The organism is Nocardia aurea (assembly GCF_003123685.1).
Lineage (GTDB): Bacteria > Actinomycetota > Actinomycetes > Mycobacteriales > Mycobacteriaceae > Nocardia > Nocardia aurea.
In genome coordinates this window covers 1-12,115 of record NZ_QCYJ01000160.1, presented here as the reverse complement: position 1 = coordinate 12,115, position 12,115 = coordinate 1, and the positions used below count along the sequence as shown (strand labels likewise).

The 12,115-nt window shown below is 60.8% G+C and carries 8 protein-coding genes and 2 pseudogenes; 6 read left to right on the top strand and 4 right to left on the bottom strand.

Annotated elements, in window-relative coordinates:
• Nucleotides 1-5,352, top strand: a complete 5,352-nt coding sequence (locus tag DAT37_RS38930) for a DEAD/DEAH box helicase (protein ID WP_109529968.1) — start codon at nt 1-3, stop codon at nt 5,350-5,352.
• A gap of 210 nt (nt 5,353-5,562) precedes the next feature.
• Here the strand turns inward: DAT37_RS38930 and DAT37_RS45910 are convergent, their stop codons facing one another.
• Together DAT37_RS45910 and DAT37_RS45905 are read right to left on the bottom strand one after the other, a co-directional pair.
• Nucleotides 5,563-5,844 (bottom strand): 3'-5' exonuclease, encoded by a 282-nt coding sequence (locus DAT37_RS45910; protein WP_232840272.1) that lies wholly within the window; start codon nt 5,842-5,844, stop codon nt 5,563-5,565.
• Nucleotides 5,845-5,951: 107 nt separating this feature from the next.
• Entirely contained in the window at nt 5,952-6,275 is a 324-nt protein-coding gene (locus DAT37_RS45905; protein ID WP_232840271.1) for a hypothetical protein, read from the bottom strand.
• 311 nt (nt 6,276-6,586) lie between these two features.
• Here DAT37_RS45905 and DAT37_RS38920 point away from each other — a divergent pair, with 311 nt between their 5' ends.
• From DAT37_RS38920 to DAT37_RS38900, 5 genes are all read left to right on the top strand, one after another.
• Entirely contained in the window at nt 6,587-6,853 is a 267-nt protein-coding gene (locus DAT37_RS38920) for a hypothetical protein (RefSeq protein WP_109529967.1), read from the top strand.
• Nucleotides 6,854-7,084: 231 nt separating this feature from the next.
• Nucleotides 7,085-8,950: an McrB family protein gene (locus tag DAT37_RS38915; protein ID WP_198654662.1), complete on the top strand. Its 1,866-nt coding sequence runs from the start codon at nt 7,085-7,087 to the stop codon at nt 8,948-8,950.
• Nucleotides 8,943-10,184, top strand: coding sequence for an McrC family protein (locus tag DAT37_RS38910; RefSeq protein WP_109529965.1), 1,242 nt, complete (start codon nt 8,943-8,945; stop codon nt 10,182-10,184). Before DAT37_RS38915 ends, DAT37_RS38910 begins: the two co-directional genes overlap by 8 nt.
• 71 nt (nt 10,185-10,255) lie before the next feature.
• Complete coding sequence (locus DAT37_RS44535) at nt 10,256-10,408, top strand: hypothetical protein (protein WP_157978898.1); 153 nt, start codon at nt 10,256-10,258, stop codon at nt 10,406-10,408.
• 163 nt (nt 10,409-10,571) lie between these two features.
• Nucleotides 10,572-10,808 (top strand): hypothetical protein, encoded by a 237-nt coding sequence (locus DAT37_RS38900; RefSeq protein WP_109529963.1) that lies wholly within the window; start codon nt 10,572-10,574, stop codon nt 10,806-10,808.
• 327 nt (nt 10,809-11,135) lie between these two features.
• On the opposite strand, the pseudogene DAT37_RS46575 reads toward DAT37_RS38900, so the two are convergent.
• Together DAT37_RS46575 and DAT37_RS46570 are read right to left on the bottom strand one after the other, a co-directional pair.
• Nucleotides 11,136-11,426: pseudogene (locus DAT37_RS46575) on the bottom strand (DUF4143 domain-containing protein); the annotation flags it as partial.
• Between the two features lie 310 nt (nt 11,427-11,736).
• Nucleotides 11,737-12,021, bottom strand: a pseudogene (locus DAT37_RS46570) (AAA family ATPase); the annotation flags it as partial.
• Nucleotides 12,022-12,115: the final 94 nt, after the last annotated feature.

Below are 12,115 nucleotides of genomic sequence, written 5' to 3'. Positions count from 1 at the left end.
ATGATTGAATCAGATATCGGTGCCACGCAGGTCGCGCGTCAAATTCGCGAGAGCTTCCTCCGGTCGATAGAGGCCGACTCTCCGATCGACGACGCCGACCTGGCAGAACGCCGTAGGAGGTTTCTCGAGCGTCCCGGTGTCATTGCCCAAACCCCCCACGTCGAGATCACTCCGTCATACATGTACGGACCCCAGTTCAACGAACTCGGCATCCCGACTCCGGTTCGCGAAGTTCTCTCAACACTGCACGAATTCACTCCGAACGTTGGCATCCACCCTCCGTACCTGCACCAAACCCAGGCACTCGAAAATTTCTTCCACCCAGACAAACCTTCTGATCTCATCGTCGCGACAGGTACCGGTTCTGGAAAGACGGAATCCTTTCTCTACTCGATCCTCGGCATGCTCGCGTGTGAGGCCGAGCGACCGAGCTTCCAGCAACACGCGGTTCGGGCATTGCTTCTCTATCCCCTGAATGCACTCGTGAGTGACCAGACATCGCGCCTACGTAGACTTTTCGGCGACGAGCGGGTTGCGCGGTACTTTCGAGAACGTAGTGGCAATGGCAGGCATCCGTACTTCGGCATGTACACAGGGCGGACTCCCTATCCGAACACACGCACCTCGGATCGCGACAAACGCCGACTCGCAGATCTGGTGCGGTACTACACAGATCTCGACGGTCGAGGGGGCTCACTCGTCAACGACCTCAGAGATCGTGGCCGCTGGCCGGCGAAGGACCTGACCCGATTCGCGAAGTCAGGTATAGGTCAGTACACGACGGGTCTCGATGATCGGGAGCTGCTCACCCGCCACGAAATGCAGCTCACCGCGCCGGATATTCTGGTGACTAACTACTCGATGTTGGAGTACATGCTGCTTCGCCCGATCGAACGTCCGATCTTCGACCAGACCCGGGCATGGCTCCAGGCCGACGAGAAGAACCAGCTCCTCCTCGTTCTCGATGAAGCTCACATGTACAGAGGCGCGACAGGAGCCGAAGTAGGTCTTTTGATTCGACGCCTCGGTGCACGTCTCGGCATCGACCGCGACCGAATTCGCTGCATTCTCACAAGCGCAAGCCTCGAAGCGGATGACGGTGATGCCGGCGCGATCGAATTCGCACGTGCACTGACAGCTGAGGCACCGACGCGGGAGTACACCGTTATCCGCGGCAGCGTCGAGAAAGTCACCGGAAGTGCGAAAGCTACGCCACGCGAAGCGGCGATGCTGGCCACAGTCGACGGTGCATCGCTGTCTCTTGCAGAATCAGCGGAGGAGGTGAGAGCGGCTCTCGGTGAGTTCAGTTCTGTAGTGCAGATCCCAGCGGACGCGACGCTCCAAATGTCGAGACAGTCCGTTGGCGCGGCGCTCGCCGGTTTCGGTCCGGCAAACATGGTCATCCAGAAGTGCTCTGGTCACGCCATCGAGCTGCGGGAGCTCGCCGCTGCAATCTTCGACTGCGCTGACGATGCCGCCCAGGAGTCGGCCATCGACGGTCTGCTGATGCTCGGATCATTTGCACGTCGTCCACAGGCGGGCCGCGATCAGCAACCGGTTCTTCCGTCCCGAATCCACATGATGTACCGTGCCGCACCAGCAATATTCGCCTGCATCGATCAGAACTGCACAGCTGTTGAAGGCACCCGTGCCGAGCGGATCGTCGGACAGATCTACGAAAGTCCTCGAGTCCAATGCTATTGCGGTAGCCGCGTATACGAGATCCTCTCGCACGAAGAATGCGGTGCAGTGTATGTTCGCGGCTACGCCTCGACCGAAGAGTCCGCCTTTCTGTGGCATGAGCCAGGTGGGCGGATCTCCCGGGAAAAACACCTCAAAGAGGTGAAATTGTACCTCGGCGACCCGCACCCCGCGATCTACAATCGAGTGGCTCCGGTCTTCCTGGATGTACAGACAGGTCGTGTGGCAGGTACGCCAACTGCGGGCACACGTGTGCTATTCCGGTCAATACCGAGCAAAAAGAGTATCTCCGACCATTTTGCTCGGTGCGTACGATGCTTGAAAGCAGCAGAGCGTTCGAAGTATTCGACGCTGGCCAGTCTGGCCACGACAGGTGAATCAGCCTTCGCCAGCCTGATCCGTCATCAGTTCACGACTCAAACTGCCACTCTGCCGCGGAAACCACAAAATCCCAACGGCGGGCGAAAAATCTTGGTGTTCTCGGACGGTCGCCAGAAGGCCGCCCGTCTTGCGCGAGACATGCCACGCGATGTCGAGGATTCAACCATGCGCGAGGCGCTCGTGCTAGCTGTCCAGGCACTCGCAGAGGCGAGTGGCAAGTCACCGACCTTGGACCAGCTCTACGCCGGATTCGTTGCTGTCTGCTGCAAACACGATCTCTCCTTCTTCGACGGAGATGACCAGATCCGACTGAAGAATGATGTTGTCGAATTCGCGAACACTTATGACGCCGACCTCTTGACAGCTTTCGAGTTCGAGTGGCAACCCAATTCTCCGCTCAATTTTCGAAGCGCAGTGTTTCGACAGCTGTGCCATCCGACAAAGTCCCTCATCGAAGCCCATGCCGTGCAACTTTCGCCGTCATCGAAGCCCAGGCGACTGCTGCTGAAGAAGCTCACAGAGAAAGGAATTGACCTTTCCGAGGCATCCGTGGATGAGATCGCATCTGCCTGGACATTACAAATGATAGAGCACGGCGCCTTCGATCCAGCATTGCCGAATACACTGCGTCGAAACACGCTGCCTTTCTACAAGGGAGTGCAAAGATCAGATGCATTCAAAAGGTTCTTCGATGAAATCGGCACACGATGCGAGCAGCCTATCGATGTACTGCGTGAGCAGCTTTTCGCCGTCCTCTCCCAAGTAACCGGGACAGATAGCGCATCGACAGATGTGCTGCACCCGAGCCGATACCAAATCCATCTCGCACTCGATAGGACCTGGGTTCGCTGCTCGGAATGTGGACATATTGCTCCGACGAGCCTTCTCGGCAAGTGCATCAACCATGACTGTAAATCTGTCAAGCTTGAGATGTGCGATCCCGATCATCGCTCTGCATGGATGTCCAAGGATCACCTGCGTGCACCCTTGCTCGAAGTGCTCAGCGGACGAGTTCCGATGCATATCAACGCAGAAGAGCACACGGCCCAGCTTTCCCAACGCGACGAATCCGTAGCGTTCGCTACGACGGAGAAGTTCGAGCTTCGATTCCAGAACGTCGATCTCGGTGACGGCACACCCGTGGTGGATGTCCTGAGCTGCACCACGACAATGGAAGTCGGGATCGACATTGGAGGGCTCACCGCGGTCGCATTGCGCACGGTGCCGCCGATGCGCGAGAACTATCAGCAGCGCGCGGGCCGGGCCGGGCGAAGAGGTAGCGCCGTCTCGACAGTTCTCACCTACTCGGACGGAGCGCCACACGATAGCTACTATTTTGAGAATCCTCACGCAATGATCAGTGGCCCGATATCGGCACTTCGAATCAAAGATGACAACCAGAAGCTCGCGCGCCGACATATACACTCCTACTTGCTGCAGACGTTCTTCCACGAAACCATCGACCCCGAAGATGGGGGCATAAAATCCGGAGATGTCATGTCGGCTCTGGGTTCGGCCCTCGACTTCTTCAGGAGTGAAGACTCCACACTTTCATTCAAGGCATTCAGAAGTTGGACCGAAAATACCTTCGGCGTCCAGGATTCCCCAGCAGTCGTGCAGCTCACCAATTGGCTTCCCGAAAACCTACTCGGACCGGCTCGAGCGATCGGACTTGCCGCGTACACGACGGATACGGCAAACGAGTTTCTAAAATTGCTGGAGAAAGTCGGGAATTCGGAGAGAATCATCCCACAGGAGGGTGGTACCCGAATAAATCTTCTCGACGTACTGTTCGATGCAGGCCTGTTACCAAAATATGCATTTCCAACCGATGTGTGCTCCTTCTACATAGAGGCTCGCGACGAGAAGGGTAAGATAATCACCGAGGAACGTCCACAATTGGCCAAGATCCAGGCCGTGAGCGAATATGCCCCCGGACGAACGATCGTCGTAAACAAGCGCACATACCGCAGTGGCGGTATCTACTTCCCTCCAGTGGATAAGAAGTACCGCTGGCGACCGGCAGTGCCGCACTTCGCAGATCACCTCGAGCAGTATGTCGGATGCACTCGATGCCCCTATGTTCGACTCGATGACAAAGGGCCCCGTTCCGATTCGCCCGGCACTTGCCCGGTCTGCCGGGCAGATCTAATTCCCCGGGATCTCTTGTCACCTGATGGTTTCTACCCAGAGGATGCATCGTCGGTTGACGAGAGTAATGAGACTCAGATCTACACGAATGCCGGCAGTGCACAGATGCCGGAGTTCGTGGACCGCTCGAAACTTCAATGGCAAGTCGGCCTCGGCAACCATCTGCGCACCTGCTTCGAACACGATATCGAACTGATTGTCGTGAATCGCGGCGATGACAACGAGGGATTCGGCGTCTGCGAGGTTTGCGGCGCAGCGTGGCCCAACTCGGCCATCCCACCAGGTGGACAGCATCTGGTTCCGTTCTTGATCCCGGCACACCGAGGTCTCAACCGGACCTGCAATGGGAATATACGGAGGCAGGTATTCCTTTCTCATCGCTTCCGCACCGATACCCTCCTGCTGGAGATGGCTGCCGAACCGCCCATTTCACTCGAACCGACGCACCCGTGGGTGAACGATGCACTTCTCACCCTCGCAGAAGCTTTTGCATTGGGCTCGACCATCCATCTGAACATCGACCCGAACGAGATCAGCGCAGGCTACTCGCATCGAACCTCTCCCGAACCGGGGACACGAATTTCCGAGATATTCCTCTACGACACCGCGTCGGGAGGCGCCGGATATTCCGCCGACGCGGGCCGTGAAATCGGGAAAGTGATTCAGCAGGTCCGATCGGTGCTCGCCGACTGCCCCGCCGATTGCGCCCGATCCTGCACCCGGTGCCTTCGCCACTATCGGAATCGCTTCTTGCACGGCCGTCTCGACCGGCATCTCGCACTCTCACTATTCGAATATTCGATAGAAGGAAGAGTTCCGGAGCTTCCTACGATAGGCCAACAGAAGGAACTACTCGCCCCACTGCGGCGGTATTTCGAATTGGAAGGATACACGGTAGATCCCGAGGTCGATAAATTTCGGCCCCTATCGGTGTCCAACAACAGCCTCAGGATTGTTGCCGGTGCATACCCTGCTCTGCTCGACCATGCCTGTGCCGAAGATTCACTCCGCCTGGCATCCCGCCCTGGCGAGCGAGCTGTAGCGATTCCGGACTTCGCACTCGTGCGCGATCTACCTGCAGTACATCGTCATATGGTCACCGGGGTGCCATTAGCGTGATCCACAACGTGGGACTCCTCCACCGCATGGCGGCGGAGGAGTCCGGGTCAACGGTCGGCGAAATGACATCTACAGGGTGAGATCCGAGCCCGAACCGTATCGAGACCGACTGGTGAATCGAATCTCCAACGATCGGTGCAAGTGAACGTTGGCAGCGCCGAACTCGAGACTCTCGGCGCTGTTCCAGCCCTTTCTCTGGAGCCGATCATGTCAGACCATAGGTTCCACAAACGGGCTGACCATCCCATTCCAGCTGACGAGTAGTTCCTCCCGCGCGCGAGTGCATGCGACGAACAACAGGCACCGCTCGCGCTGCATATCCAGGGCATGCGCGTGCTTGTCATCGGTGATCGGCGTGACCGCCGCGCGTGCGGGCACACTGTGTTCTCCGACGCCCGCGACGATCAGACACCGGAACTTGAGTCCCTTCATACGATGCATCGTTCCCACATTCACGCCCTCGTCGTGTGCCGTCGAGGCGAGGTCGACCACCGGCACTCCAGCCGCCGCCAAGTCGTTGCGGATCTTCTCGCCGAGTGCCTTCGCTCGGGTGGCGATCCCGATTTCGTGCGCGGCGACTCCTCGCGCGATCCAGCCCGTCACGGTCTCACGAATGTGCCGTATCTCCGAGTCCTGAGTACCGAATCCTTTGGTCGTCGGAGGCAGCCCGTGAACATCGGATCGGCATCGGCGATCGCGTCCAGACCGCCGTCCATGTCGTCGATCGGTTCTCCGCGCAGTAAGCCCAGACTCCACGCCAGGATCTCGGCGGTGGTTCGATAGTTCACGATCAGCCGGGTCGAGCGGCCGGTGACGATGATGCCGAGTTCGCGCAGTGTGACTCGATTGTCGTAGATGCGCTGCTGGGTATCTCCCGCGAGGAACAGATCGTCGTTCCCGACGGCGACCGAGGCTCTGAGCAATCGACAAGGTCCTGAACGAGGTAAAACCAGAGCGGGACAACAACAATCGCAAGGTTCGGAGGGACCGTTGGTGGCAATACGCGGAACGGGCCCCAAACTGGTGGAGGCTACTCTCAACCTGGACCCGGTCATCGCAATCACGCGGGTGAGCAAGACCGTGATGCCTGTGATGGTGCCGACTGGACCGGTGTTCAATGAAAAGATCGTAGTATTTCCCTCAAATGACACGGCACTGCTCGGCTTGCTGAGTAGTTCGCGACGGCCGTGACGCCGAAACCGTATTCGACCTACGCCAGAAGGAAGCGGACTGTTTGGTATTCGCAGGCGAAGCGCAATTGGGACTGGCCGAACTCCAGGATCTCGTCGTCGACCAAGCCCGAGTCTTCGGCCCGTTCGACAGCCGCATTCTGGAGCTACGCCATCGCATCTGTCTGCTGCTGGAGGGTATGGGCCAGGTGGATGACGCCATCGCCACCCTTCGGGAATTAGTCGACGAGGTCGCCGAACGGCATGGGCAACAGCACAATATGACCCGGAAGCTGACCAACGACCTGGATCGCATGCGACGGACACAGTGAAACCCTCAGCACTCAACGACAATCAACCCTGACACCCACGAGGACGCCTTGACCATCGATCTCCATGATGCGATCGCCGCATTCGACCGTTCCGCCCTCACCGCCGAAGTATCCGAAGCATCCGACCTGCGCAAAAGCGTCCTCGAGCTGTTCCCATTGAGCGAGTGGCCGACACTACCTGTCGAACGCTATGCCCTTGGCCTCGGCGCGACGGGAACCTACTGCCGCCTCATGGAGTTCGGTACACGGCCGCTCGGCAGCATCAGCGGTGGCAGTGCAAATAAGCACATGCTCTACAGGCATCGGTCGGGTGAGTGGAAACGTGCTCAGGCGCTATTGGATCTCCCCGTCGAGGAAGCCTGGCGGAAGTTGCGCGGCCAGTTCATCGCCGCGTTCGCCGCAGCCGAACGTGGAGCATTCGACGAACTGGACGACCTCGATGTTCTGCGTTCCGGTCCAGCACTGGTGACCAAGTCACTGGCCACCTACTTCCCCGAGCACTTCTTGCCGATCTTCTCCTCACCACATCTTCGTGCCTTCATCACCGCGTTGGGCGGCACTCCGGAGAAGAACGTCGCAGCCTGGCGTGCCAACCGTCAACTGCGTGAGCTGGTCGCGCTCGATGCGGAGTTGTCGACCTGGGATCCGCACGAGGTCATGCGGTTCCTGTACGCGAATTACGATCCCCGCGAACGCGACCATGCCATCTGGAAGATCGCTCCGGGTGAGGATGCGAAATTCTGGCCGGAGTGCTTGGCGGGTGGCTATATCGCTGTGGGCTGGGACGAGGTCGGAGATCTCGGCCAGTTCACCAGCGATGCCGAACTCAAGGAGGTGATGGATCAGATCTACACCGAGCGCCCCGGAATGAACGGGGACAAGGCGAGCAAGCTGCTAATGTTCCGCGACCTCGAACCCGGCGACCGGATCGTCGCCAATCGAGGGATGCGCAAGGTGCTGGCGATCGGCACGGTCACCGACGGTTACCGGTTCGATGATGCCCGGCCCGAGGGTAAGCATCTGGTCTCCGTCGATTGGAACACCGATTTCGCGCAGGAACTGCCAGAGGTCAAGGGAGCGTGGCGCAGTACGTTCGCCAAAGTTCCCCGCACGCTGTTCGCCTCCCTGACAGCCGATCGCACGCCCGGACCTGCGATCCGCCCGGAGCCGACGCTGCCCGAAGAGGTGGCCCTCGCGATCGCAGTCCTCGAACACAAACCGCAACTGATCCTGCACGGTCCGCCTGGGACCGGAAAGACCCGACTGGCCCTCGATATCGCTTTGGCGATGAACTCGCGGTCGGTGACCGAGGGCCTGCCTCGCAATGCGGCGATCGCGGAACTGATCGATTCGGGACGGGTACGGCTGGTCACCTTCCACCCGTCCTACGGATATGAGGATTTCGTCGAGGGGTTCAAGCCCGCCCAGGACGCCGGTGGCCAGGGGCTGCGGCTGGAACTGACCGACGGCGTGTTCCACTCGCTGTGCGCGGCGGCCGGCCAGGCACCGGACTCCACGTTCCTCCTGATCGTCGACGAGATCAATCGGGGTGATCTGCCACGAATCTTCGGTGAACTGGTGACCCTGCTCGAAGCAGACAAACGCGGACTTCCACTCACCCTTCCGATCAGCGCCCGCCGTTTCGCGGTGCCACCGAATATCCGGATCATCGGCACGATGAACACCGCTGATCGCAGCGTCAGCCACCTCGACGCTGCGATCCGTCGCCGATTCGCATTCCTGTCGGTGGATCCCGATCCGGAAGCCGTGTCGGGGCAGATCGGACCGTTAGACCTGGCTATGCTACTGACGTCGATGAACGACCGTATCGACCGCGTCCTGGACTCCGACCATCGCATCGGCCACGCCTACCTGCTGCGCGAGGACGAGCCGGTCGCCACCGAGGACGAGCTCTGGTCGGCCTTTTATCACGACATCGTGCCGCTGCTGGTGGATTATTGTGTCGGCCGTGCCGACCTGCTCGGGCAGATCCTGGGCACCCTCGTCGACCACAAGACCGGACGTCCGGCCCACATCGCCGCTGCCGACCTGCCCGCCCAATTGGCGGCCGAATACACTGCGGGCGGCGGTGATTGACACGATACGGCTGGTCGTCGCCGAATACGACTCGGTGACACTGGATTACGACCAGCTGACCGACAGCGACATCCGCCGTCTCACGTTGTTGCAGAATCACCGGCATTGCACGCTCTCGCCCACCCGTACCGGGTGGCGATTCCGTCCCGAGGCTATCGTCGGAGTGCTCACACTCGACCACGTCCGCGTGACCGTCACGCCGAAGACCGCGTTCACCGGTCGTTCGTTGATCCAGTGGTTGTCCTACGCCCTGCACACTCCCGTGCCGCACGAATCCACGGTCCGTGAATGGACTACAGCCACAGATGGATTCGTGGATCTGGTGGCTGCCGCACTGCTCGCGGAATGCCGCGCACTGCTGCGGGACGGTCTGCGCCGCGACTATGTGCGCACTGAGCATGTGGGGCCGGTGTTGCGTGGTCGGCTCGACGTCATGGCGCAGGCCACACAGCGCTTCGGACAGCTCGACCGGCTACACATGCGCACTTTCGACCGCGATCTCGACATCTGGGAGAACCAGCTCTGTGGGCACGCACTGCGCGCGGCAGCCGCCACAGTCACCGACTCGCAGTTGGCCCGCACGATCCGGTCCGTGGCAGCGGAGTTCCCTTTCTCCGGACCACCGTCGAAGGCCCTTCGTGCTCACGAACGAGCGCGATATACGCACCTAAACCGGCGATACCGGGCCGCTCACACATGGGCCGCGTTGGTGCTGCGCGGCGGCGGGGTCTCGGATCTGCTCGCCGATACCGGGTTCGAGGCAGGCACGCTACTGCTCGATCTACCTCGCCTGTGGGAGAAGGCCGTGCGTCGACTGTGTGAGCATGCTTGTCCGCCATCGGGCATCGTTCTGCCGCCGAGTGGAAGTGAAGCCATCACCGTTCACGGCGATCTCTTTTCCGCCTCACGCTTTCGGCCCGATGTGCTCGTCCGGCTGGGCGGGGCAGACAGCGCCATCATGCCGATCGACGCGAAATACAAGGCATATCAGCTGAAAGCGGTCTCGGCCGCGGACGTACACCAGATACTGACCTATATCGCCGGGCACGCGCCGACGTCTGCGCCTGTGGCTGCCATCGTCTATCCACGGCCGGACGAACATTCCCATCGTATCCTCCGGATCAACGGCCCGGGGCGAGCACTCGGCGAGATCCGCGTGCTCGGTGTGGGTGCCGACTCCGCCCCCGCCGAGGCGGCGGCCTGGTTGCGGTCGATGCTCTGGTCACCGCACTGACGAGCGATCGCCGGTTCGGTGAGCAGTTCTTCTGGCCTGACCTCGCCCACCATCATCTGAAACCGGAACAGATGTCCGCAGCCGCCACGATCAGAGCGCGCACAGCCGCCGACCTCGTGCAGCAGTGGCAGCCCTACCGCAGTTGGGTCGCCCTGCTGTTGCGCACCGCGCCCAGGGGCCGCGCACACCGTAGGATTCCGGCATGGCTCGACGGCGGTATGTAGTGCGGGGCGCGCCCGGCGGATATCGCTTGTGGGACAACAAGGCTCGCCTCTGGTGGGGTGATCTGTACGAGCCGTGCCCCGATGAGCTGGTGGCCGAGCTCAATACGTCAGCACCGACCCGAGCGGATCCCCAAGCTCACTCGACAGGCGCGGGCCGCAAACGTTGACGCCGAGGTCGTCGCTGCGCGGGCATGACAACGACTTCGTCACCTACGGCGAACTCGCCGAGACCGTTCAGGATGTCACTGGCATCCGTACTCGCATGCAGATGCGGAATTGGATCGGCAAGGTGCTGGCGGAGGTCGTTCGCGAATGCGTGCGGCGCGGCGAACCCCCGCCCCTGTGCCCGATTCACTACCTGGCACTTCCCGCTACCGCGATCTGTGACGAATGCGCGTGACAGTCCGCTGCCACGGGGCCTCAGCCGCGCTGCGCACGACTCCCGGTTTCCCACAGGGCGCTCACCGGGACTGCGATCATCTTCGGGCCGAAAGGGAGAGTTTGCTGCCCGGTATGCAGCACGATACCCACTCGGACATCGTCGCCGAGACGTTCGCGAGGTGTCGTAGCCCTCGGAAGTCGTCGGCACGAACGGTCGAAGCCGCTTTGACTTCGATACCGACGACTTCGCCTCGGCGATTCTCCAATACGGCATCCACCTCGATCTGGTCTCGGTGCGGTAGTGGAACAGCTCGACTTCTTCCTCCGACCAGGTCAACTGACGGGCGAGTTCCGTCTGCACGAAACCCTCCAACAGTGGTCCGAAGAGTCCGGTGGGACGCAACAGGTTGCGGGCATCGGCGCCCACTTGGTGGGCGGCCACACCGGAATCGACGAATGCCAGTTTCGCGGTGCGGGAGGCACGGTTGCTGATGTTCCGGGACCATGCCGGTATCCGTTTCACCAGAAAGACCTCCTCCAACAGCGCCACATAGCGCTGCGCCGTCGATGCTCCCAGCCCGAGATCGTTGCCCAGTGTGGAGTAGTTCAGCAGACCGCCCGACCGGGCGGCGAGCATCTGGACCAGCGCACGCATCTCGGCGGTCCGCTCGATGTCGGCGAGCTGGACTACGTCTCGCGCGATCAGGTCGCCGACGTAGGAACTGAAGAAGGCCCGGCGGCGGCGGTCGTTGGTGCGCGCTACCGCCTCCGGAAAACCGCCTCGAACGACGCGTTCGGAATAGTCGGCTCGGATGACGCCGGAATTGTGGCGGAACTGTTCGCCGACCTCGAAGACCCGTGTCGATGAATCTGTCCGGTGCGCAATCGATCTCTCCCTGGGAGAACGGCCACAGTTCGACCGTTTCCATCCGCCCCACGAGAGTGTCCGGTAGTGACCGCAGACCCAGAATCCGCGCGGACCCCGTCAACAGATAGCGCCCTGGCCGAGGGTCGGCATCGACCTGCGACTTGATCGACAGCAGCAAGTCGGGAACTCGTTGGATTTCGTCGATGACCATCAATTGCGGATGGTCGACGAAACCGTCGGGGTCCCCGACTGCGGATCGGCGGGTCAGAGCGGAGTCGAGATCGCGCCACTCGGCCGCGCGGCCCTTGGCGACAAGGCGGACGAGGGTGCTCTTCCCGCCTTGGCGGGCGCCGTTGACAAGCACTAGGTCGTGTTTTGAAAGTCGGTCAGCGTAGCCACTGGTTGATGGCCGCGATGTGGATCGTGGCGAGGTAGCGGACGGCGAGTTTGTCGAATCT